The organism is Rhodococcus indonesiensis, from assembly GCF_047782815.1.
Classification (GTDB): Bacteria; Actinomycetota; Actinomycetes; order Mycobacteriales; family Mycobacteriaceae; genus Rhodococcus; species Rhodococcus indonesiensis.
Map to the genome: position 1 here is coordinate 2,869,685 of NZ_CP180630.1, position 23,820 is coordinate 2,893,504.

At 67.5% G+C, this 23,820-nt stretch carries 16 protein-coding genes and 3 rRNA genes; all 19 read right to left on the reverse strand.

Annotated features, from left to right (window positions below; all coding sequences use genetic code 11):
* Position 1 precedes the first annotated feature (1 nt).
* Positions 2 to 985 carry a ParA family protein gene (locus tag ACM26Y_RS13295; RefSeq protein WP_003937294.1) on the reverse strand — a complete coding sequence of 328 codons (984 nt, stop codon included), beginning with the start codon at positions 983 to 985 and terminating at the stop codon, positions 2 to 4.
* Positions 986 to 1,085: 100 nt separating this feature from the next.
* Positions 1,086 to 2,003, reverse strand: coding sequence for a site-specific tyrosine recombinase XerD (gene xerD / locus ACM26Y_RS13300; protein WP_416061138.1), 918 nt, complete (start codon positions 2,001 to 2,003; stop codon positions 1,086 to 1,088).
* A gap of 4 nt (positions 2,004 to 2,007) precedes the next feature.
* A complete protein-coding gene (locus ACM26Y_RS13305) occupies positions 2,008 to 2,637 on the reverse strand; it encodes an NUDIX domain-containing protein (RefSeq protein WP_416061139.1) in 630 nt (209 codons plus the stop codon).
* Positions 2,638 to 2,643: 6 nt separating this feature from the next.
* Positions 2,644 to 4,428: a CTP synthase gene (locus ACM26Y_RS13310; protein WP_416061140.1), complete on the reverse strand. Its 1,785-nt coding sequence runs from the start codon at positions 4,426 to 4,428 to the stop codon at positions 2,644 to 2,646.
* Positions 4,429 to 4,587: 159 nt separating this feature from the next.
* Positions 4,588 to 5,538: a copper transporter gene (locus ACM26Y_RS13315; RefSeq protein WP_003937298.1), complete on the reverse strand. Its 951-nt coding sequence runs from the start codon at positions 5,536 to 5,538 to the stop codon at positions 4,588 to 4,590.
* Positions 5,535 to 6,719: a putative cytokinetic ring protein SteA gene (gene steA, locus ACM26Y_RS13320; protein WP_003937299.1), complete on the reverse strand. Its 1,185-nt coding sequence runs from the start codon at positions 6,717 to 6,719 to the stop codon at positions 5,535 to 5,537. Before steA ends, ACM26Y_RS13315 begins: the two co-directional genes overlap by 4 nt.
* 56 nt (positions 6,720 to 6,775) lie before the next feature.
* Positions 6,776 to 8,563 (reverse strand): DNA repair protein RecN, encoded by a 1,788-nt coding sequence (gene recN / locus ACM26Y_RS13325; protein ID WP_371383326.1) that lies wholly within the window; start codon positions 8,561 to 8,563, stop codon positions 6,776 to 6,778.
* A gap of 1 nt (position 8,564) precedes the next feature.
* On the reverse strand, positions 8,565 to 9,509 hold the full coding sequence (locus ACM26Y_RS13330) for an NAD kinase (RefSeq protein ID WP_003937301.1): 945 nt from the start codon (positions 9,507 to 9,509) through the stop codon (positions 8,565 to 8,567).
* Positions 9,506 to 10,330 carry a TlyA family RNA methyltransferase gene (locus ACM26Y_RS13335; protein WP_003937302.1) on the reverse strand — a complete coding sequence of 275 codons (825 nt, stop codon included), beginning with the start codon at positions 10,328 to 10,330 and terminating at the stop codon, positions 9,506 to 9,508. Before ACM26Y_RS13335 ends, ACM26Y_RS13330 begins: the two co-directional genes overlap by 4 nt.
* Position 10,331: 1 nt before the next feature.
* Positions 10,332 to 10,499 carry a hypothetical protein gene (locus tag ACM26Y_RS13340; RefSeq protein WP_003937303.1) on the reverse strand — a complete coding sequence of 56 codons (168 nt, stop codon included), beginning with the start codon at positions 10,497 to 10,499 and terminating at the stop codon, positions 10,332 to 10,334.
* Between the two features lie 109 nt (positions 10,500 to 10,608).
* Positions 10,609 to 11,598, reverse strand: a complete 990-nt coding sequence (locus tag ACM26Y_RS13345) for an HAD-IIA family hydrolase (protein ID WP_416061141.1) — start codon at positions 11,596 to 11,598, stop codon at positions 10,609 to 10,611.
* Positions 11,595 to 12,836, reverse strand: coding sequence for a hypothetical protein (locus tag ACM26Y_RS13350; RefSeq protein ID WP_416061142.1), 1,242 nt, complete (start codon positions 12,834 to 12,836; stop codon positions 11,595 to 11,597). Before ACM26Y_RS13350 ends, ACM26Y_RS13345 begins: the two co-directional genes overlap by 4 nt.
* 67 nt (positions 12,837 to 12,903) lie before the next feature.
* Positions 12,904 to 13,020 (reverse strand): 5S ribosomal RNA (rrf, locus tag ACM26Y_RS13355).
* A 156-nt stretch (positions 13,021 to 13,176) separates the two neighbouring features.
* Positions 13,177 to 16,310: ribosomal RNA gene (locus tag ACM26Y_RS13360) — 23S ribosomal RNA — on the reverse strand.
* Positions 16,311 to 16,609: 299 nt separating this feature from the next.
* Positions 16,610 to 18,132 (reverse strand): 16S ribosomal RNA (locus ACM26Y_RS13365).
* The 16S, 23S and 5S rRNA genes sit together here, the layout of an rRNA operon.
* A 465-nt stretch (positions 18,133 to 18,597) precedes the next feature.
* Positions 18,598 to 19,875 (reverse strand): tyrosine--tRNA ligase, encoded by a 1,278-nt coding sequence (tyrS, locus tag ACM26Y_RS13370; protein ID WP_003937980.1) that lies wholly within the window; start codon positions 19,873 to 19,875, stop codon positions 18,598 to 18,600.
* 7 nt (positions 19,876 to 19,882) lie between these two features.
* Complete coding sequence (locus ACM26Y_RS13375) at positions 19,883 to 20,500, reverse strand: DNA-3-methyladenine glycosylase (protein WP_289381928.1); 618 nt, start codon at positions 20,498 to 20,500, stop codon at positions 19,883 to 19,885.
* A 2-nt stretch (positions 20,501 to 20,502) separates the two neighbouring features.
* The gene (locus ACM26Y_RS13380; protein ID WP_054374152.1) at positions 20,503 to 20,736 is read right to left on the reverse strand and encodes a Trm112 family protein; all 234 of its coding nucleotides are present in this window, start codon (positions 20,734 to 20,736) and stop codon (positions 20,503 to 20,505) included.
* A gap of 42 nt (positions 20,737 to 20,778) precedes the next feature.
* Positions 20,779 to 23,742, reverse strand: coding sequence for an AMP-binding protein (locus ACM26Y_RS13385; protein ID WP_416063669.1), 2,964 nt, complete (start codon positions 23,740 to 23,742; stop codon positions 20,779 to 20,781).
* Between the last annotated feature and the right edge of the window lie 78 nt (positions 23,743 to 23,820).

A 23,820-nucleotide genomic window follows, 5' to 3' on the forward strand; every position in this document is an offset into this window, starting at 1 on the left:
GTTATCGGCCGGAGCGGTGGATCACTTCGCGGGCCAGGGCCCGGTAGGACTCGGCGCCGGCGGATTTCGGCGCCCAGGTGGTGATGGGTTCGCCGGCGACGCTGGTTTCGGGGAATCGCACGGTGCGGGCGATGACGCTGTCGTAGACGAGGTCGCCGAAGACCTCGACGACGCGGGACATCACCTCGCGGGCGTGCAGGGTGCGGGAGTCGAACATGGTCACGAGGATCCCGGCGAGGTTGAGCTTGGGGTTGAGCCGGTCGCGCACCTTGTCGACGGTGTCGTTGAGCAGGGCCAGTCCGCGCAGGCTGAAGTATTCGCATTCCATCGGGATGATGACCGCGTCGGCGCAGGCGAGCGCGTTGACGGTGAGCAGGCCGAGGGACGGCTGGCAGTCGACGAGGATGTAGTCGTAGCGGTCGAGGACGGGGTACAGGGCCCGGCCGAGGGCTTGTTCGCGGCCGACCTCGGAGACGAGCTGGATTTCGGCGGCGGACAGGTCGATGTTGCTGGGTAGCAGGTCCAGTCCTTCGACCCGGGTGTGCAGGAGCACGTCGTCGACGGAGATGCCGCGTTCGACGAGGAGGTTGTGCACGGTCAGGTCGAGGTCGTGGTGGGCGACGCCGAGCCCGGCGGACAGGGCACCTTGGGGGTCGAGGTCGACGAGCAGGACGCGGCGGCCGTATTCGGCGAGGGAGGCGCCGAGGTTGATGGTGGAGGTGGTCTTGCCGACCCCGCCCTTCTGGTTGCACATCGCGATGATCTTCGCGGGCCCGTGGCTGGGCAGCGGCTGCGGTTCCGGGACGTACCGGCGGGGTCGTCCGGTGGGGCCGAGTTCGGCCTCGGGTTCCGCGGTGTGGGCCGGATCCGGATCGGTGTGGGCCGTGTCGGCGTCGGCCCGGCCGTGGAGCAGGGCGTGCTGCGCGGCAGGCGCTGTGTTCGCGGCGGGCGCTGTGTCCGCTGCGGGCGGTTGTGGTGTCGCCACTGTCCCCTGCTCCCCCTGTCCTGCTCGCTCGGTTGTCGGGTCAACGCTACCGCTTCGGATGGTGCGATGGCGCCGTGGACACGCCCTGCCGTGGCGGCCGCTACCGGGCGCGGGGGTGGGCCCCGGCCCATACCTCGCGCAGCGCACCGGCTGTGACCTGCGTGTAGATCTGGGTGGTGGTCACCGAGGCGTGGCCGAGGAGTTCCTGGACCACGCGCACGTCGGCGCCGCCGTCGAGGAGGTGGGTGGCGAAGGAGTGGCGCAGGGTGTGCGGGGAGACGGCGGCAGTGATTCCCGCCCGGCCGGCGGCGGTCTGCAGTACCTGCCAGGCGCTCTGCCGGGACAGTCGGCCACCTCGGGCGTTGAGGAACAGGGCCGGGGTGTGTCCGGTGGCCAGGGCGGGGCGGCCGCGGACCAGGTAGGCGTCGACGGCGGCCAGGGCGGGACGGCCGACGGGTACGACGCGTTGCTTGCCGCCCTTGCCGCGCAGCAGCACCGACCGGTGGGTGGTGTCGAGGTCGTCGACGTCGAGGCCGACGGCCTCGGAGATGCGCGCACCGGTGGAGTACAGCAGTTCCAGCAGCGCCCGGTCGCGCAGGTCTCGTGGACCGTCGGCGCTGGTGCCTGCGGCGTCGAGGATGGCCGATACGTCGGCGACCGGCAGGGCCTTCGGCAGACGCCGGCCCGCGGCGGGGGGTTTGACGGCGCGGGCGACGTCGACGGGGGTGCGCCCTTCGGTGGTGGCGAAGCGGTGCAAACCGCGCACGGCGACGAGGGCTCGGGCGGCGGAGCTCGCGGCGAGGGCGGGCCTGCCGCGTTCGAGGTCGCCGCGGCGCAGCGCGGTCACGAAGTCGCCGACGTGTTCCTCACGCACCTCGGCGAGATCGTCGATGCCGAGGTTGGTGAGGTGCTCGAGGTATCGGGTCAGGTCCCGACGGTAGGACGCGAGGGTGTTGGGGGCGGCCCCGCGTTCGACGGTGAGGTGGTCGAGGTAGGCATCGAGCTGCCGGGCCAGCACGGCGTCAGTTCCCCAGGCTCTTGGTGCGCAGCAGGGCGCGGGGCCGGTCGGGCCACTCCGCGTCGGCCGGGCGCAGGGCTCCCCCGTCGCGGCGGGTGGCGGCGAGAGCGAGGATTCCGGCGACCGCGGTGGCGTTGACGATCTGTCCGCCGAGCACCATGGCGACGGCCTCGTCGACGGGGACGCGGCGGATCTCGAGGTCCGCCTCCTCGTGTTCGGGGTCGGGCCGGTCGGCCGTGGACAGGTCCCGGGCCGCGTATACGCGCACGGCCTCGTCGGTGAATCCCGGGGAGAGGGCGAGGTCGACGAGCAGGTCCCAGCGGGCGGCGGCCAGGCCGGTCTCTTCGGTGAGTTCCCGGCGGGCCGCGTCGAGCGGGTCCTCGCCGGGCGCGTCGAGCAGCCCGGCGGGCAGCTCCCAGAGGCGGTGGCCGAGCGGGTGGCGGTACTGGTGGATGAGGATCAGCCGATCCTGTGCGTCGACCGCGGCGATCGCGACGGCGCCGTGGTGTTCGACCACCTCCCGCTCGGCCTCGTGCCCGTCGGGCATGGCGACCCGGTCCACACGCAGCGACACGATGGCGCCGGTGTGGATCCGGCGCGTGGACAGCGTCCGGAACTCGTGTCGCTGCGTCACGGTCGGCTACTTCCCGCCGGCGGTGGCGTTCTCGGACACGGTGGCGTCCTCGGACACGGTCGCCACCGCGTCGCCGCCGTCGACCCGGGCGTGGTCGGCGTCGTCGCCGTGCACGTCCACGGGCAGCCGCTCGGCGGCCTTGTACCGGATCGCGGCCGCGACGAATGCGGAGAACAGCGGGTGCGGCCGGGTGGGTCGGCTCTTGAGTTCGGGATGTGCCTGGGTGGCCACGAAGAACGGGTGCACGTCGGCGGGGTATTCGACGAACTCGACGAGATGCCCGTCCGGGGAGGTGCCCGAGAAGGCCAGCCCCGACTTGGCGATCCGGTCCCGGTAGGCGTTGTTGACCTCGTAGCGGTGGCGATGCCGCTCGGAGACCCGTTCGCTGCCGTAGGCACGGGCGACGACCGAACCCTTGGTGAGCACGGCCGGGTAGGAGCCGAGCCGCATCGTGCCGCCCAGGTCGGCTTCTCCGGCAACGGCCTGCTCCTGATCGGCCATCGTGGAGATCACCGGATGGGTGGTGTCGGGGTCGAATTCGGCGGAGTTCGCGTCGGCGATGCCGACCGAGCGGGCCGCTTCGATGACCACGCACTGCAGGCCCAGACACAGGCCGAGCAGCGGGATCTTGCGGGTGCGGGCGTAGCGGATCGCGCCGAGTTTGCCTTCGATGCCGCGGATGCCGAAGCCCCCGGGGATCAGGACCGCGTCCACGTCGCCGAGTGCGGCCTGGGCGCCGGCCTCGGTTTCGCAGTCGTCGGAGGGTACCCAGCGGATGTCGACCTTGGCGCGGTGCGCGAACCCACCGGCCCGCAGCGCCTCGGTGACCGACAGGTAGGCGTCGGGCAGGTCGACGTACTTGCCGACGAGGGCGACCCGCACGGTCTCGCGCGGCTGGTGCACCCGGTCGAGCAGATCCCCCCACACGGTCCAGTCCACGTCCCGGAACGGCAGGCCGAGCTGGCGGACGACGTAGGCGTCCAGGCCTTCGCGGTGCAGGACCTTGGGGATGTCGTAGATCGACGGGGCGTCGGGGCAGGAGATGCAGCCGTCGACGTCCACGTCGCACATCAGCGCGATCTTCGCCTTGAGGGCTGCCGGGACCTCCCGATCGCAGCGCAGCACCAGCGCGTCGGGCTGGATGCCGATGTTGCGCAGCGCCGCCACCGAATGCTGGGTGGGCTTGGTCTTGAGCTCACCCGACGGCGCCAGGTAGGGCACGAGGGAGACGTGCAGGAAGAAGACGTTGCCGCGACCGACGTCGTGGCGGACCTGGCGCGCCGCTTCGAGGAAGGGCTGGGACTCGATGTCGCCGACGGTGCCCCCGATCTCGGTGATGACCACATCGGGAACGTTGCCGTCCTTGTCGGGGCCGGCCATCGCCATGATCCGGTTCTTGATCTCGTCGGTGATGTGCGGGATCACCTGGACGGTATCGCCGAGGTACTCGCCGCGCCGCTCCTTGGCGATGACCGTGGAGTAGATCTGGCCGGTGGTGACGTTGGCGGCGGCGTTGAGATCGCGGTCGAGGAAGCGTTCGTAGTGGCCCACGTCCAGGTCGGTCTCGGCGCCGTCCTCGGTGACGAAGACCTCGCCGTGCTGGAAGGGGTTCATGGTGCCCGGATCGACATTCAGATAGGGGTCGAGCTTCTGCATGGTCACGCGCATTCCGCGCGCGGTGAGAAGAGCGCCCAGGCTCGATGCCGTCAGCCCCTTGCCCAGCGAGGAGGCGACGCCCCCGCTGACGAAGATGTGCTTGGTGGCGGTACGCGAGTGGCGTGACTGTGGCAAAGAAGCTCCCGTGACGTCTGGTGCAGGACTTCGGACTGATGGCGGAACTACTGGGGCCTGCACGACCCACGGAACTTCACGGTAACACCTGTCGCGGGTCCCGCGTGCACGACTCGCCCGGATCGGACGGGGATCACACCGGCCGCCGTGCCGCGCACGTCAACGGGCGGCGGTTCCGACGGTGACGGCGCCGGCGTTGGGCCCGGTTCCGTACCGGCCGGACACCCCGGCGAGTTGTTCCTGCAGCGCCAGCACCGTGGTGATACGGCCGGATTCGCGGTCGACGGTGTCGACCGTGGACAGACCGGCCGACAGCGCCGCGTCGGCCCGCACCACGGCGACGGCCCCGTTGCCGACGGCGGCGCCGGGCCGTCCGGCCAGGACCGTGCCGGCGCCGCGGGAGTCGAGCGCGGCGGTGAAGCGGGCCAGCAGCGCACCGCGGTTGCCGCCAGCCTCGGCCCCGGCCTTCCCGTCGCCGGTGACGACGATGGCGGCCTGCGCGGGCTCGACGGTCCCGTCGTCGTATGCGACGAATCCGCCGCCGCGCAGCGTGGACAGGGCGAGGTCGCGTTCCTGGGGGGTGCTGCGCGGTTGCGCGTTCGCCGGATCGACGAGCAGCACGGCGCCGAGCAGGTCTCCGGCCAGGCTGCCCTGGTCCACGGCGCCGGTCTGCAACTGCACCCCGGCGGGCACGACGTTGGTGACGGTGGTGCGCAATTGGTCGGCGCCCGCGGCGTCGACGAAGGACTCGGTCAGCGAGATCCGGCCGGTCACGGCGGCGCCCGCGGCTTCCACGGTGCGGATCACCGCGTCCAGGTCGGCGGGGTCGGTGTCGGGGGTGGCGATCATGAGCACCGTGCGGCCGGCGAGCGTGTCGCGTACGACGCGGCCGGACACCGCGGCGTCGAAGCTGTCCGCCGCGTTGAGCTGCTCGGTGAGCGCGTTGGCGCGGTCCTCGGCGTCCTGCAGCCGGCGCTGCAACTCGGACCGGTCGTCGCGCAACCCGGTGACGACGCTGTCCGACAACAGCCCGGAACCGAGGGCGATGCCCACGGCCAGGGCGAGGAAGACTGCTGCGATCGATATTGCGTGGTGACGCAACGAGATCACGCGGTCAGCCCCTGCACCCACACCACGAGGCTGTCCCAGCTCTGCACGGCCCAGTCCACGACGTCGCCGCCGAGGTTGGACACGATCAGGGCGACGATCACGGCGATCAACGCGGCGAATACCAGCAGGGCGATCACCCCGCCGGAGACGCGGCTGCGGTAGAGGGTGGCGACGGCCTTGGCGTCGACCAGTTTCGGCCCCACCTTCAGCCGGGTCATGAACGCCGACGGGTTGCTGTCACGGCGGCCCTGGTCGAAGAACTCGTCGAGCGAAACGGTGCTGCCGACGGTGACGATGAGGGCGGCGCCGTGATGGTCGGCCAGCAGCAGCGCCAGGTCGGCGGGGGCACCGGTGGCGGGGAACGTCATCGCGCCGATGCCTAGGTCCTGAATCCGTTCGAGACCGGGTGCGTGACCGTCGTGATCGGCCGGCAGCACCACCTCGGCGCCGGACTTGAGGGTCTCGGTGCCGATCTCGTCCGGGTCGCCGACGATCAGATCCGGGCGGTACCCGGCCCGGACGAGCGTGTCGGCGCCGGTGCCGACACCGACGAGGACGGGCGAGTACTCCTTGATGAACGGTTTGAGGTTCTTCAGGTCCTGCTCGTGGTCCGGTCCGTCCGCGACCACCACCACGTGCCGGTCGCGCAGGTCCACGTCGACGTCGGGCACTCCGACCCCGTCGATGAGCAGCGGGCTCTCCGAGCGGATGAACTCGATGGTGTTGCCCGAGAACGCCTCGAGGTGGTCGACCAGACCGGTCTTCGCCTCGATCATGCGGTCGGAGATCTCGGTCTCGGTCTGCTCCTCGCCCTGGATCAGCAGCCGCTCCCCGGAATAGACCCCGCCCTCGTGCAGGCGGACCTTGGCGCCGTCCTTGATCTTCTTGAACACCTCGGGACCGGTGTTGTCGATCAAGGCGATGCCGTTGGCGACGAGCACCTCGGGACCCAGGTTCGGGTAGCGTCCGGTGATCGACGTGGAGGCGTTGATCACGGCGGTCACCCCCGCCTCGACGAGCGCGTCGGCGGTGACACGGTCCATGTCGACGGCGTCGAGAACGACGATGTCGCCGGGACCGACCCGACGCAGGAGCTTGGCCTGGTTCTTGTCGACCCGGGCAATGCCGCTCACTCCGGGCAACGTTTCGTTATTGCGTGACAGCAGCGCCGGCATCTTCATGGCATCGATGATGAACCCGGGCCGCGGCCGGGCAACGGAGGCGCGCCGGGGCGGGATCAGCCCCGTCGTTCGGCGTGCGCGGTGGCGAGCAGTTCCTCGGCGTGGGCCCGGCCCGTCTCGGTGTCGCCGAGACCGGCGAGCATACGGGCGAGTTCGGCGACTCGTTCGGTGTCGGTGAGGGTGCGCACCCCGCTGCTGACGACACCGCCGGCGTCGTCGACCTTGTCGACGACGAGGTGGGTGTCGGCGAACGCAGCGACCTGCGGCAGATGGGTGACCACGATCACCTGATGCGTGCGCGACAACCGGGCCAGGCGCCGGCCGATCTCGACCGCCGCGCGACCGCCGACCCCCGCGTCGACCTCGTCGAACACCATCGTGGCGCCGCGTTCGGATCCGGCCAGCACCACCTCGAGCGCGAGCATCACGCGGGAGAGCTCGCCGCCGGAGGCGCTGCGGGCGATCGGCAGGGACCGGGCGCCGCTGTGCGCAGCGAGCCGGAACTCGACGTCGTCGACACCCGACGTGCCGGCGTGCAGCAAGCGCCCGCCGACCTCGAGAGGGGCGCTGTCCTGCGGTCCCGCCTCCCGGTCCCGCACCTGCACGTCCAGGCTCGCCCGTCCCATCGCCAGGCCGGAGAGTTCCTTGCTCACCGCCTTCGCGAGCTTGTCGGCAACCTTCCTGCGGGCGGCGGAGAGAGCGGTGGCGGCTTCGGCGGTCGCGGTGGCCTCGCGATCGGCGCGTGCGGCGAGCTCGGCGACCGCATCGGCGGACACGTCGATCCGCGACAACCGTTCCCGGGCGTCGCGGGCCCACGCGAGCACACCGTCGATGTCGGCGGCGTACTTGCGGGTGAGCGATTTCAGCTCGGCCTGGCGGCCGAGCAGCGTCTCGAGGGCGCCGGGATCGGACGGCAGGTCCGACAGGTACCCGGACAGCTCGCCCGCGACGTCGGTGACCACGGCGATGGCCTCGTCGAGCCGGGGCCCGAGCTCGCGCAGCGCGGGGTCCTCGGCCGCTTCGAGGCGCGCCCGGGACTCCCCGAGCAGATCCAGCGCCGCCGCGCCGCCCACGTCGTCGCCGCCGGCGAGGGCGGCTTGGGCCCCCTGCGCGGAGTCCCGCAGCGAATCGAGGTCGCCGAGCCGGCGCACCTCGGCCACGATCCGGGTGTCCTCCCCCGGCTGCGGGTCGACGGCGTCGATCTCGTCGAGCGCGAACCGCAGGCGGTCCGCCTCCTGCGCGAGTTCGCGGGACTTCTCGGTGCGTTCGATCAGCTCGTCCCGTGCGGTCAGCCAGCGCCGGCGGTGTTCCTGGTACGTCGCCAGCAGCGACGTGATCGTCTTGCCGGCGAACCGGTCGAGCGCGGCGCGCTGCTGGTCGGGTCGCAGCAGCCGCAGCTGATCGTTCTGGCCGTGCACGGTCAGCAGTGGATCGGTGAACTCCGAGAGCACCCCCACCGGGACACTGCGACCGCCGAGGTGGGCGCGGGAGCGGCCGTCGCTGCCGACGGTGCGGACCGCGATGATGCTGCCGTCCTCGTCACGCTGGGCGCCGGTCGTCTCGAGCAGGCGTGCCACCTCCCGCTCGACGTGGCTGGGCACTGCGCCCGCCGCGCGCGAACCACCGTCGGCGTCGATGCAGAACCGACCCTCCACGACGGCGCGGGCGGCGCCGACACGGACGCGGGACGGGTCGGCGCGCACCCCCGACAGCAGATGCAGGCTGGTCACGACCATGGTCTTGCCGGCTCCGGTTTCACCGGTCAGGACGGTCAGACCGCCGTGGAACTGGGCGCCCGCCTCGGAGATGACCCCCAGGTTGTCGATCCGGATCTCGGCAAGCACCTCACAGTCTCCTTCCCCGCCAGCCCTTCACCGGAAGATCGAACTTGCGCACCATGCGGTCGGCGAACGGCGCCGAGTCCAGGCGCACCCATCGCACGGGATGCTTGCCGCGGACCACCTCGAGCCGTCCTCCCGCGGGCAGATCGAGGGTGCGGCGGCCGTCGCAGAACACGAGCCCGTCGTGGCTGCCGGCGAGGGTCTCCACGGCGATCAGCGATTCCGGGCTGGTCACCAGGGGCCGGGCGAACAGGGCGTGGGCGTTGCTGGGAATCACCAGCAACGCTTCGAGTTCCGGCCAGACGATCGGGCCGCCGGCGGAGAACGCGTAGGCGGTCGAGCCGGTCGGGGTGGCGATCAGCACGCCGTCGCATCCGAACGCCGACACCGGCCGCCCGTCGACCTCGAGTACCACCTCGAGCACGCCCAGGCGGGACTTGTTCTCGAGGCTGGCCTCGTTGAGCGCCCACCCCCGGTCGACGATCACGTCGTCGACCCGGATCGCCACGTCCAGCGTCATCCGCTCCTCGACCCGGTACTCGCGGCGCACCACCTGTGCCAGCGCCTCCTCGAGGTGCTCGGCCTCGGCCTCGGCGAGGAAACCGATGCGCCCCAGGTTGATTCCGAGCACGGGTACCGTCGCGCACTGGGCCAGTTCGGCGGCCCGCAGGAAACTGCCGTCGCCGCCGAGCACGATCACCATCTCGCAGCCCCGGGCGGCCTCCGGTCCGGGTTCGACGATGCGGACCCGTCCCTCCGGTCCGGCCAGGGGACCCAGACCGGTGCTGGCGACCTCGTCGTCGAGCACCCGCAGCCCGATGCCCGCGTCGCCGAGGATCTTCGCCGTGCGCTGTGCCGTCGTGGCGATCTCGACCCGTCCCGAGTGGGACACGAGCAGGACCTCGCGGCTCGCGCGCTCCGGGCCGGGCGCTGCACTATCTGTGGTCACTGGGGTCCTTCCTGCACGGCTCGTTCGACCAGCTCGACCATCTCCGTGTCCGGTTCGGCCGGGCCCGGTTCTCCGGCGCGCAACCACAGGAAGTACTCGACATTGCCGGAAGGTCCGGGCAGCGGACTGGCCACCGCCCCGAGGGTACGCAGCCCGAGAGTCTGAGCCTCGCGAGCGACACCGAGGACCGCCTCGGTGCGCAACGTCGCATCCCGGACGACACCGCCACTGCCCACTCGCTCCTTCCCCACCTCGAACTGCGGTTTGACCATGGGCAGCAGATCCGCGCCCGCAGTCACACACCGCACGAACGCCGGAAGCACCAGTTTCAGCGAGATGAACGACAGATCCGCCACCACCAGCTCGACCGGTCCCCCGATCGCATCCGCATCGATGTTACGCACGTTTGTTCGATCGATCACGTGGACCCGGTCGTCGGACTGCAGGCGCCACACCAGCTGGCCGTAGCCCACGTCCACGGCGACGACTTCCCGGGCGCCCTCGTGCAACAGCACGTCCGTGAAGCCCCCGGTGGAGGCCCCGGCGTCGAGACACCGCCGACCGGCGACCCGGAGTCCCTGGGGGGTGAACGCCTCGAGGGCGCCGAGCAGCTTGTGGGCACCTCGTGACGCCCACTCCACCTCGTCGGCCACCTCCGTGACCAACAGGGGCGCCCCGGGATCGACCTGGGTCGCAGGCTTCGTCGCGACGGTGCCGTGGACGAGGACCCGCCCCGCGGCGATCAGTTCGCCGGCGTGCTCGCGGGACCGGGCGAGGCCCCGGCGTACCAGCTCCGCGTCGACTCGCGCTCGCCGGGCCACGTCAGATCTTGTCCACGGTGGCGAGCGCCTGGACGAGCAGATCGTGTGCCTGCTCGAGCAGCTGCGCCTGCCGCGGGATGATCTCGGACGGATCGGCCGCGTCGACGGCGGTGTCGCGGGCACGCGCGAGCAGCCCCTCGACGTCGGTGTGGATCGACCGCGGATCCATACCCGGATGGGAGCCTGGAAGGTGATCGCCTGGGCGTGGTATCGACGTGCTCATCATCGACCACGCTAGTGCATGCCGGTGACGAACCGGCACACCGCGCAGAACGGTCTCAGCGGGGCATTCCCCACCGTGCCACCAGGTCGTCCGTCGCCACGACCCGGCCGAAGCCGGGGTGGGACCAGGCGACGTCGAGCACGGCACGAAGCGCGGCCATCGGATCTGCGGCCGGCTGTGGGGCCAGATGCACGTCCCGGCCGTCGAACGACACCGTGTAGGGCTCGCGCGTACCCGGCCGCAGCACGGCTGCCTCGCTGTCGAGGCTCGCGAGCGAGTCCGCAACATAAGTGGGACGTTGCTCCGCCGGGGCGCGGAGCAGGTCCGCGACCGTGCTCACACCGGTCAGCACCAGCAGCGAATCGACACCGACGGCATTCGCGCCGGCGATGTCGGTGTCGAGCCGGTCGCCGACCACGAGCGGACGCGAGGCACCGCTGCGCACGACAGCGTCCTCGAGCAGCGGTGCGGCCGGTTTGCCGGCCACCAGCGGCTCACGTCCGGTCGCCGACCTCAGGGCCGCGACCATGGAGCCGTTTCCGAGCACCAGACCTCGCTCGGTGGGCAGCGTCGAGTCGACGTTCGTCGCCACCCACAGCGCGCCGGAGCGCAGTGCGAGTGTCGCCTCGGCGAGAATCGCCCATCCGGTTTCCGGGGAATGCCCCTGCACGACCGCCACCGGTTCGGCATCGGCGGAGCGTACCGGCACCAGCCCGACGCCGGCGACCTCGTCGACGAGGGCATCGGTGCCGACCACCAGCACCGGCGCGCCGGCCGGCACCCGCTCCGCCAGCAGCCGGGCCGCGGACTGGGAGCTGGTGACCACGTTCGACTCGTCAGCCGCGAAACCGAGTTCGCGCAGGTGTTTGGCGACCTCCCCCGGGCGGCGGCTCGCGTTGTTGGTGACGTAGAACAACCGCTCGGCGCCGTCGGACAATGCCTCACGGGCACCCGGGACCGCTTCGGCGCCGCGGTAGACGGTGCCGTCCAGATCGAGCAGCAGGACGTCGTAGTGGGTCCGCAACGACGCACCCGTACCTGTCACTGATCCTCTCCGGTGAGTTCGGCGACGCGCTCCTCGGCGTCGGTGTCCCCGTCCAGATCCGCGGCAGCGGCGTTGAGGAACCACTTCAATCCGTCCTCGGTGCGTCCCGCTGCCACGAGCGCGTCCGCATACGCGTAGAACAGCCGTGCGGCGGATGGTCCGGTGCGTGAGGCGTCCAGTTCCGGCGTTTGAAGGGTGACCACCGCCTGGTCGAACTGTCCCAGATCCATCCGGGCACCCGCGACGACGATGCGCAGCTCGGTGGCCTCGTCTCCGGTCAGCGCACGAGCCTCGTCACTGCGGCCCAGCTCGATTGCCCGTTCCGGCCGGCCGAGTCCGCGCTCGCAGTCCGCCATGACCGCCAGCAATCCGGGTCCACCGGCCATCCGGCGGGCGGCGCGCAACTCGGACAACGCCTCGGCCCATTCGCCGGCGTGGTAGGCCGTGATGCCCGCTGCCTCCCGGACCACGGCGATGCGGCCGGCGCGCTGCCGCGCAGCACGCGCATGTGCCAGCGCGACACGGGGGTCGTCGTCGATGAGGCGGCCGGCCATGACCAGGTGCCGGGCCACCGCATTGGCGTTCGACTTGTCCAGGCTCAGCAGATCCCGGCGGATGGTCGGATCCAGTTCGGACGCTTCGACGTCTTCGGGAAGATCCGGCTCGTCCGGACGAGAGTCGCGACGCGCAGCAGGAGCACCTTCGCGACCCCGGCCCGGGCCGAAACCGCCTTCGCCGCCGCGGCGACGCGGAGCACCGCCGTCCCGACGCTCGGGTCCGTGACCGGAGCGGGACGCGCCTGCGCGCCGATCGTCCCGGGTCCGGTCGTCCCTGCGCTCACCGGTGCGACGATCGTCGGTGCGACGATCGTCGGTGCGGCGATCGTCGGTGCGGCGATCGTCGTTCGCGGCCCGATGCCGGCCCTCGGTGCGGGGTCGGTCGTCACGACGTTCACCGTAGGGGCGGTCCGGCCGGTCTCCCGCCGGGCGGTCACTGCGGCTTCGCTCCGGACGGCCGCTGCCTCGGGAATCGTTCCCGTGCCCTCCTGCGCCCTCGTTTCGACGTTGCCCACGGAAAGTGCGGTCGTCGCCGGGACGGTCCGGCCGGCCCGGAGATCCCTGTCGGCGCTCCTGTCCCCGGTCGGCGCCTTGGCGATGCTCGCCACCGTCTCCGCGTCCCGACCTGGGAGTGAACCCTCCACCCCGGAAGGATCGACGCTCACCACTGTTGTCGGACACAGAAAAATCCTTTCATGAAAAACAACGAGAGGGGACCCACCAGGTGGGTCCCCTCTCGTGAACGGGTGTTCGGCGGTGTCCTACTCTCCCACACCCTGTCGGGTGCAGTACCATCGGCGCAGACAGGCTTAGCTTCCGGGTTCGGAATGGGACCGGGCGTTTCCCTGTCGCTATGGCCGCCGTAACTCTGCGAAACGACACACACTCGCTTCGCTCGTGAATGATCGAGTGAACGCTGTTCCCCCCCTTTTCTGGGGGGCTTCGCCCTCACTCGATTCACGGAAAGCGTGTGAATCGAGTGTGCTGTTTCAGATACCGCACAGTGGACGCGTAGCTTCTTCGTGGTAAGTCCTCGGCCTATTAGTACCGGTCACCTGCATGCGTTGCCGCACTTCCAGTTCCGGCCTATCAACCCGGTGGTCTGCCGGGGGCCTTACCCCCTCGAGGGGGTGAGAAACCTCATCTTGGAACAGGCTTCCCGCTTAGATGCTTTCAGCGGTTATCCCTTCCGAACGTAGCCAACCAGCCGTGCCCCTGGCGGGACAACTGGCACACCAGAGGTTCGTCCGTCCCGGTCCTCTCGTACTAGGGACAGCCTTCCTCAAGTTTCTAACGCGCGCGGCGGATAGAGACCGAACTGTCTCACGACGTTCTAAACCCAGCTCGCGTGCCGCTTTAATGGGCGAACAGCCCAACCCTTGGGACCTACTCCAGCCCCAGGATGCGACGAGCCGACATCGAGGTGCCAAACCATCCCGTCGATATGGACTCTTGGGGAAGATCAGCCTGTTATCCCCGGGGTACCTTTTATCCGTTGAGCGACACCGCTTCCACATGCCGGTGCCGGATCACTAGTCCCGACTTTCGTCCCTGCTCGACCTGTCGGTCTCACAGTCAAGCTCCCTTGTGCACTTGCACTCGCCACCTGATTGCCAACCAGGCTGAGGGAACCTTTGGGCGCCTCCGTTACATTTTGGGAGGCAACCGCCCCAGTTAAACTACCCACCAGGCACTGTCCCTGAACCCGATCAGGGTCCGAGGTTAGAGGTCCAATACGATCAGAGTGGTATTTCAACAACGACTCCACCCACACTGGCGTGCGGGCTTCCCAGTCTCCCACCTATCCTACACAAACCGAACCGAACACCAATACCAAGCTGTAGTGAAGGTCCCGGGGTCTTTTCGTCCTGCCGCGCGTAACGAGCATCTTTACTCGTAATGCAATTTCGCCGAGTCTGTGGTTGAGACAGCAGAGAAGTCGTTACGCCATTCGTGCAGGTCGGAACTTACCCGACAAGGAATTTCGCTACCTTAGGATGGTTATAGTTACCACCGCCGTTTACTGGGGCTTAAATTCTCAGCTTCGCGGATCGCTCCGCTGACCGGTCCTCTTAACCTTCCAGCACCGGGCAGGCGTCAGTCCGTATACCTCGTCTTACGACTTCGCACGGACCTGTGTTTTTAGTAAACAGTCGCTTCTCTCTGGTCTCTGCGACCACCCCCAGCTCACGGAGCAAGTCCGGTCACCGGGCGTGGTCCCCCTTCTCCCGAAGTTACGGGGGCATTTTGCCGAGTTCCTTAACCACAGTTCTCTCGATCGCCTCGGTATTCTCTACCTGACCACCTGTGTCGGTTTGGGGTACGGGCCGTGTGAAAGCTCGCTAGAGGCTTTTCTCGGCAGCATAGGATCATGGAATTCGCCTCATTCGGCTACGCATCACCTCTCAGGCTGTGTGCGACACGGATTTGCCTATGTCACGCCCTACAGGCTTACACCGGTGCAACCACTGACCGGCCCCACTACCTTCCTGCGTCACCCCATCGCTTGGCTACTACCAGATCGGGTCCCGTGCATCCACACAACCGATTCCCGAAGGAACCGGCCGGCTTCAGGACGGTTAGCATCACTGATTCACCAGGGGCGCGTTCACACGGGTACGGGAATATCAACCCGTTGTCCATCGACTACGCCTGTCGGCCTCGCCTTAGGTCCCGACTCACCCTGGGCGGATTAACCTGGCCCAGGAACCCTTGGTCATTCGGCGGACGAGTTTCTCACTCGTCTTTCGCTACTCATGCCTGCATTCTCACTCGCGCCGCCTCCACACCTGGATCACTCCGGCGCTTCCCCGGCGGCACGACGCTCCCCTACCCACCCACACATCTGGCTCGAACCCCGCAGGATTCGAGCAGACTCATGTGAGTGCCGCGGCTTCGGCGGTGTACTTGAGCCCCGCTACATTGTCGGCGCAGAACCACTTGACCAGTGAGCTATTACGCACTCTTTCAAGGGTGGCTGCTTCTAAGCCAACCTCCTGGTTGTCTCAGCGATCCCACATCCTTTTCCACTTAGTACACGCTTAGGGGCCTTAGCCGGCGATCTGGGCTGTTTCCCTCTCGACTACGAAGCTTATCCCCCGCAGTCTCACTGCCGCGCTCTCACTCACCGGCATTCGGAGTTTGGCTGATTTCGGTAAGCTTGTGGGCCCCCTAGACCATCCAGTAGCTCTACCTCCGGTGAGAAACACGCGACGCTGCACCTAAATGCATTTCGGGGAGAACCAGCTATCACGGAGTTTGATTGGCCTTTCACCCCTACCCACAGCTCATCCCCTCAGTTTTCAACCTAAGTGGGTTCGGGCCTCCACGACGTCTTACCGTCGCTTCACCCTGGCCATGGGTAGATCACTCCGCTTCGGGTCTAGAACATGCCACTGATACGCCCTGTTCGGACTCGCTTTCGCTACGACTACCCCACACGGGTTAACCTCGCGACATGCCACTAACTCGCAGGCTCATTCTTCAAAAGGCACGCCGTCACCCCCAGCAGACCAAACTGCTCGAAGGCTCCGACGGATTGTAAGCGCACGGTTTCAGGTACTATTTCACTCCCCTCCCGGGGTACTTTTCACCTTTCCCTCACGGTACTAGTCCGCTATCGGTCACCAGGGAGTATTCAGGCTTATCGGGTGGTCCCGACGGATTCACAGCAGATTTCACGGGCCCGCTGCTACTCGGGTACCCTCCACGAGAGCCGGCGTGTTTTCGTCTACGGGATTCTCACCCTCTACGACAGGCCGTTCCAGACCACTTCGACTAACACACCGGTTTCTTACTCTCGCCCACCATGACAGTGATGGGAAGAAGGGCCCCACGACCCCACGGATGCAACGCCTGCCAGCTCTCACACACCCGCGGTTTAGCCTCTTCCGCTTTCGCTCGCCACTACTCACGGAATCACATGTTGTTTTCTCTTCCTGTGGGTACTGAGATGTTTCACTTCCCCACGTTCCCTCCACACGCCCTATATATTCAGGCGCGGGTAACACGACATCACTCGTGCTGGGTTTCCCCATTCGGAAATCCTCGGATCACAGCTCGGTTGACAGCTCCCCGAGGCATATCGCAGCCTCCCACGTCCTTCATCGGCTCCTGGTGCCAAGGCATCCACCGTACGCTCATAAACACTTACAACAAAGATGCTCGCGTCCACTGTGCAGTTCTCAAACAACACACAACAACCCCTACCGCAAGAAAACCAGTTCCTTGTTTCGCAGGTCATCGTCGCTGACAAAACACATTGCGTGTTCTCTCAGGACCCAACAGTGCACCGATATAACCACCGCGACGGGAACATGTGATCCCCGCCGGCGCGGTGATGGTTGCCAGCGTTCCACCCATGAGCTCCTGCCGTTCCACATGTGGGAACGAAACAGTCTCTGCCCGAGAGGACTTCACCTGTGTGAACCCTCGACGGGAGAAGTGCTCCTTAGAAAGGAGGTGATCCAGCCGCACCTTCCGGTACGGCTACCTTGTTACGACTTCGTCCCAATCGCCGATCCCACCTTCGACGGCTCCCTCCCACGAGGGGTTAGGCCACCGGCTTCGGGTGTTACCGACTTTCATGACGTGACGGGCGGTGTGTACAAGGCCCGGGAACGTATTCACCGCAGCGTTGCTGATCTGCGATTACTAGCGACTCCGACTTCACGGGGTCGAGTTGCAGACCCCGATCCGAACTGAGACCGGCTTTAAGGGATTCGCTCCACCTCGCGGTATCGCAGCCCTCTGTACCGGCCATTGTAGCATGTGTGAAGCCCTGGACATAAGGGGCATGATGACTTGACGTCGTCCCCACCTTCCTCCGAGTTGACCCCGGCAGTCTCCTGCGAGTCCCCAACTTGACTTGCTGGCAACACAGGACAAGGGTTGCGCTCGTTGCGGGACTTAACCCAACATCTCACGACACGAGCTGACGACAGCCATGCACCACCTGTACACCGACCACAAGGGAAACCCCATCTCTGGGGCGGTCCGGTGTATGTCAAACCCAGGTAAGGTTCTTCGCGTTGCATCGAATTAATCCACATGCTCCGCCGCTTGTGCGGGCCCCCGTCAATTCCTTTGAGTTTTAGCCTTGCGGCCGTACTCCCCAGGCGGGGCGCTTAATGCGTTAGCTACGGCACGGATCCCGTGGAAGGAAACCCACACCTAGCGCCCACCGTTTACGGCGTGGACTACCAGGGTATCTAATCCTGTTCGCTACCCACGCTTTCGCTCCTCAGCGTCAGTTACTGCCCAGAGACCCGCCTTCGCCACCGGTGTTCCTCCTGATATCTGCGCATTTCACCGCTACACCAGGAATTCCAGTCTCCCCTGCAGTACTCAAGTCTGCCCGTATCGCCTGCAAGCCCGCAGTTGAGCTGCGGGTTTTCACAGACGACGCGACAAACCGCCTACGAGCTCTTTACGCCCAGTAATTCCGGACAACGCTCGCACCCTACGTATTACCGCGGCTGCTGGCACGTAGTTGGCCGGTGCTTCTTCTGTACCTACCGTCACTTGCGCTTCGTCGGTACTGAAAGAGGTTTACAACCCGAAGGCCGTCATCCCTCACGCGGCGTCGCTGCATCAGGCTTGCGCCCATTGTGCAATATTCCCCACTGCTGCCTCCCGTAGGAGTCTGGGCCGTGTCTCAGTCCCAGTGTGGCCGGTCGCCCTCTCAGGCCGGCTACCCGTCGTCGCCTTGGTGGGCCGTTACCCCACCAACAAGCTGATAGGCCGCGGGCCCATCCTGCACCGGAAAACCTTTCCACCCCCCACCATGCGGCAGAAGGTCCTATCCGGTATTAGACCCAGTTTCCCAGGCTTATCCCGAAGTGCAGGGCAGATCACCCACGTGTTACTCACCCGTTCGCCACTAATCCACCCAGCAAGCTGGGCTTCATCGTTCGACTTGCATGTGTTAAGCACGCCGCCAGCGTTCGTCCTGAGCCAGGATCAAACTCTCCGTTGAAGACTCTCAACCAAACCCCGAAGGGCTGATCAGCCATAAGCGTAGAGCCGAATCACTAGCAAAAAAACTCAAACTAGCAAAAACACTGGACCATCACAGACGGAAGAATGCGATGTCCAGCAACAACCACCCCACAAGACTGCGGGGCGGCCGCACCAAAAATATTTGGCACTGACATTCATCGGCACACTGTTGAGTTCTCAAAGAACACGCACACACCATCACCTGACGCTCTCGCGTCAGGCTCCGGGGCAACCGTTCTATCCTAACACTCCGAGTTCGCCTACGCAAGTAGCGTCTGCGATCTTCGTGTCGGCCGTTCGACCGATCAGGACGCAACCAATTTCCGTACCTCTCGGTCCGGGTTGGTGTCCGTGTCGCTCGAACGACGACAAAGTTACGCCACCGCTAACGGGCCGTCAAACCCGCAGGTCAGGGGCCCGTCAGCGGGCGAAGAGGTTCTCGTCAGCCGCGTCGGATGCGGACGCCGGCGAAGTTGCGCTTGCCTCGCCGAAGAACGAGCCAGCGACCGTGCAGAAGATCCGCATTCGACGGGACCCAGTCCTCGGACGCGATGCGCTGATTGTTGACCGAGGCGCCGCCCTCCTTGATCGTGCGCCGGGCAGCACCCTTGCTCTCGCACAGACCCGTCGCGACGAGCAGGTCCACGATCGTGTCGGGCTGCCCGTCGTGCACTTCCGCGACCGAGGCCTCCGCCAGCGCGGCGGAAAGGGTTGCCTCGTCCAGCTCCGCCAGCTCGCCACGCCCGAACAGCGCCCGGCTCGCAAGCTCGACCGCGCGGGTGTTCGCCTCTCCGTGGACAAGCGTCGTCATCTCGGCTGCAAGGCGGCGCTGCGCTTCGCGCGCATGCGGCCGCTCGGCCGTCGCGGTCTCGAGGTCGGCGAGTTCGTCTCGATCCAGGAAGGTGAACCACCGCAGGTACTTCACGACATCGGCGTCCGCCGCGTTGACGAAGTACTGGTACCAGGCGTAGGGGGTGGTCATCTGCGGATCGAGCCACAGGCTTCCGCCGCCGGTGGACTTACCGAACTTCTTTCCGTCGGCCGAGGTGACAAGCGGGACGGTGAGCGCATGCACTGCGGCGGCGTCGGTCCGCCGGTTGAGCTCGACGCCCGCGATGATGTTGCCCCACTGGTCCGATCCACCCACCTGCAGAGTGCACCCGTGCTGACGACGCAACTGCACGTAGTCGTTGGCCTGCAGCAGCATGTAGCTGAATTCGGTGTACGAGATGCCGTCGCCCTCGAGCCGCCGTTTCACCGTGTCGCGCGCGAGCATGACATTGACGGAGAAATGCTTGCCGACATCGCGGAGGAAGTCTACGACGCTGAGGGACGAGGTCCAGTCGGCGTTGTTCACGACGATCGCGCTCGTCGGGGAATCGTCGAAGTCGACGAACCGCTCGAGCTGCCCGCGGATGCGTTCGGCCCATTCGGCGACAGTGTCCGCCGAGTTCATGGTCCGCTCCCCTACCTCGCGCGGGTCTCCGATCATGCCGGTGGCGCCGCCCGCCAGCACGATCGGCCGGTGGCCCGCCCGCTGAAAGCGCTTCAGTGCGAGCAACGGCACGAGGTGACCCGCATGCAGACTGGGGCCGGTGGGGTCGAAGCCGGCATAGAGCGTGACCGGGCCCGCGTCGAGGTCGCGGCGGAGTGTGTCGAGGTCGGTCGATTGGGCGATCAGCCCGCGCCAGGTCAGTTCGTCGAGGATGTGCTCAGTCACTGCTCGATCATCCCATCCGGCCCGGAGCGGCCGGCGCGCGCGGGCTGCGCCGGTAGGCCGACACTCCCACGGCCCCCGGGATCCACAGTCGCCACGGCCGCTCGGCCGCGACGCTGATCCCGACGCGGGGTCCCGCCGCGACCCGATCGGCGTCTCCCAGGGTGAGCTTCACCGAGGCACCGTCGTCGAGTACGTCGATCCCGTTGTCCGCGAGAGTCAGCCCCAGCGCCTCGGCGAGGTTGCCAGGTCCGCGGGCGAGGTTCGACGCGGGAGTCCCGGCCGTTCGCCGGGCGCGAACGGTTTCCTCTCCCGCAACGACTTCCGCGCCTCGCAGCAGCACCGCCGCAGCCACTCCGTCGGGGCCGACCGAGATGTTGGCGCAGTGGTGCAGCCCGTAGCTGCGGTAGACGTAGAGATGACCGGCGGGACCGAACATCACCGCGTTCCGAGGCGTACGCCCCCGGTAGGAATGCGCCGCGGGATCGGGCCAGGGACCGTCCTCGGGCCCCCCGTAAGCCTCCACCTCCGTGATCCGCAGGATTACTCCGCCCGCACACAGCGTGGCACCGAGGATCGTGTGCGCCGCCTTCAGCGGGTCGACCGCGGTGAGCCGCTCGAACGCCACGTTCAGTCCGTCACCGGGTCCTCGGTCCAACCGGCCACGCCGCGCGCGAGGTAGTCCTCGTGTTCGGCGTCGGTCACGTCTCGCGCCTCGTCGACGAGGAGGACGGGAATGCCGTTCTCGATCGGATATGCCCGGCGCAACCGCGGGTTGTAGAGGACCGAATCGTCGACGAGGAGCAGCGGCCCCTTGTCCTGCGGGCAGGCCAGGATGCTCAGCAACATGGGATCGACAGCCACGGTTGTCCTCTCGACGGTGTTGTGGGGTCGGACGGGCCCACGCTACCGTGCGCCCGGCGCCGGACCAGCGCCGACGCCGGCAAATCTCACCGCGACTGCTTTGGTGAACCGCTTGTAGGTTCCGGTGTCGGGATCGGCGAACCACGACCGCACCGTCGGCTTCGGCAGGCCTCGCGCCGGCAGATCGCCGGGCACGGGCCGGAATGTGGGCCCGAGTTCGATGTGCGGCACGACATGCACGAGATCGGGTCGTTCCGAGGCGGGGACTGCGTCGAGTGCCGCGGTGATCTCGGCGGCGCTCGGCGCGCGGTTCTCGCGCAGAGTGCAGGCGGCCACGGCGACTTCGGTGTCGGCGGTGCGCACACCGTAGACGACGCAGAGATCGACCTTCGGGATACTACCGAGAGCGTCTGCCACCGGCTGGCCGTATACCGGTCCGTGCGGGGTGCGGATGACAGTGTGCTTGCTGTCGAGCAGCCAGTAGTCACCGTCCTGGTCTCGACGGAAGAGGTTCTCGGTAGGCACCCATACGTCGCCGACTTCGAACACTCCCCGCATGACACCGGGCAGTGTTTCGGTCGAGGCACTGGGCCGCCCGAGCAGGAGTCCGACCTCGCCGTCCGCGCTTTCGCGGACGAAGCCCCGCGCATCCTCCACCAGGCGCCCGGTCGTGGGATCCCAGGTGGCCAAACGCGCCTCGGCGCTGCCGGGCAACGGTCGTCCCTTGCACCCGATCTTGGCACCCGAGACGTTGGCGAGGACGACCTCGCCGTCGGTGGAGGCATAGAACTCGAGCACCTGTGCGGGAGCGAAACGGTCGAGGGTCCGCCGCCACAGTCCGGGAGGCATGCCCGAGCCGATGAAGAGGCGGACCGGATGGATCTCGTCGATGTGCAGCGCGGGGCTGTCGAGGATGTCCCTCATCATCGCCCAGGTGTAGGTGACGACGGTGACGCCGTAGCGGTGAACTTCCTCGCTGAAGCGCGCGGGATCGAGACCGTGGGACAGCGCTATTCGGCAGCCACCCGCGAGTGCGCCGCCGAAGCTGACCAGCAGACCGGACGAATGATAAAGCGGGGCAAGGCAGTAGACCGTGTCGCCGCGGCCGAGCGCGGCGGCGGTGGCGGTCCCGAAGGCGGAGAGCGCCCATCGGTGGTTGGAGATCTGACGCATCTCCAGGGTCTCACCACTCCCGGTGAACAGGAGGAACGCAAGTTCCCGCGCGACACCGGGATCGGGGGCATACCAGCCGGGGAGTTCGATCGTGGTGATGTCGAGGTGCTCGAGATCGACGGCGTCTGCACCGGGCGCGATGTCGAGTTCGCGAATGCTGCCACCGCCGAGTACCAGGGTCGAAATCCCCGTGGCGAGTGCCCGATCGAGGTTCTCGGGGTCGGTGATGATCTTCTGGACACCACCCAACCGGATCGCTTCGTCGAGGTCGGGCCCGGGTGGGAGCAGGACCGACACCGCGCCGATCCGGGAGACGGCCGTGACCGCGGCCATAGCGCTGGGACGGGTGTCCATCAGGATGCCGATGTGAGCGGCGGGACGCACGCCGCAGTGCACCAGTCCGCGCACTACGTTGTCGATCCGGCGATTGACGTCGGCGAAGGTGTAGACGCGGTCCTCGTAGATGAAGCACTCGCGGTGCGGCCCCTTGCGGCACTGCTCGGTGAGGACACCGGCAAGGGAGATCCGGGTGCGGGGCTGGATCTGTCCGAGACGGGCCAGTCGCGGTAGTGCCCGGGCGGCTTCCCCCGACAGCTCCCGCGCGCCGCGCACCGTCTCCGACGCCAGATCGGCGATGCCCTTGCCGACCTCCACGCCGACCTCTGCGATGGTCGCGACGGTGTGGGTGAGCCGGGTCGCGACGGACACCCCGGTCTCCCCTTCCGCGTGGAGTTCGGGGATGGCCATCCGGCCGATGCCGACCGGTCGGTCGCCGTGTCCTTCACGCCACTGCACCCATTCGCCGACGGCGGGCCAGGTCTGCCGCGCCGCGGTGCCACCCACGACTAGTCCGAAATGCCCTGCGCGTAGCGAATATTCGAACACCTGAGCCCGGGGGGCGGCCTTTCGGATGCCGCGCACTGCGAGGGGCTGGCCGATGTCGTCCACCTCGCCGACGAACGCGAGGATCGGACAAGTTATCTCGGCCAGGCTCACAGCGCGGTCGTTGATGACGAATCCGCCGCTCACCATGCGGTTGTGCACGATGAACTGGCGCAGCAGTTCGGCCACCGCGGGGCCGGACCAGGCCACCCAACCCTCGGTGTCGAGGAAGCGGCGCTGAGGTTCGCGTGGCAGAAGGGCTTCCCGGTCGTGCAGCTGCATGAGGAACTCGATGCGCGACCGGACCGTCTTGACAGGGTCGAGGAATTGGAAGCCGGTCTTGGCCATCCAACCGGTGATGGCGAGACGGTTGAAGACGTGGTCGGCGAGGAAGTCGGCCGCCCGGACCGCGACGCCCTCCGGGATCCCGAACGGCAGCGCGGCCAGGGTGTCCACCGGGCTGCCGAAGGTGATCAGGCTCGCGACGTGCCGACTACGGCAGTAGGCCGCGGCCTGATAGCAGAACATCCCGCCCTGCGAGTACCCGGCGAGGTGGATGTCACGGCCGGTGTAGTCGTGTACGTGGTCGACGATCTCGTCGAGGGCGATGATGTGATCGGTAAGGGTGCGGTCCCACCCGCCTTCCTCCCGGTCCGGGGAACCGAAGTCGACCACCCAGGGATCGAGGCCCATCGAGTGCAGGATGCCGACCGCTCCCGTCTCACGAGTGACGTCGTACACGTCCGCCGACATCATCATCGGGGGAACCATCACCACGGGAGCGCCGTTCTCGGCAGCGTCGGATTCCGGGTAGTAGTGCCGCAGCCTGTACATGCCGGTCCGCTCGACGACCTGGAACGGGGAGGGTGTCGCCCCCGTTTCCAGGCCGCCGTGACGGATCACCTCGAGGCCGTTCTGCGCGGTCGCCACCACACGTCGCAGGGGCCCAATCACCGATCCACCGCCCAGTGCCACGAACCTCTTCCCATCCGCCGAGTTCTGCGTGTGTCGACCCTGTCAGGAATGACA

Bases quoted from the DNA above. Each gene is read 5' to 3' on its own strand.
- steA (WP_003937299.1), bottom strand. From the start codon at position 6,719: ATGAAGATGCCGGCGCTGCTGTCACGCAATAACGAAACGTTGCCCGGA.
- ACM26Y_RS13340 (WP_003937303.1), bottom strand. From the start codon at position 10,499: ATGGATCCGCGGTCGATCCACACCGACGTCGAGGGGCTGCTCGCGCGT.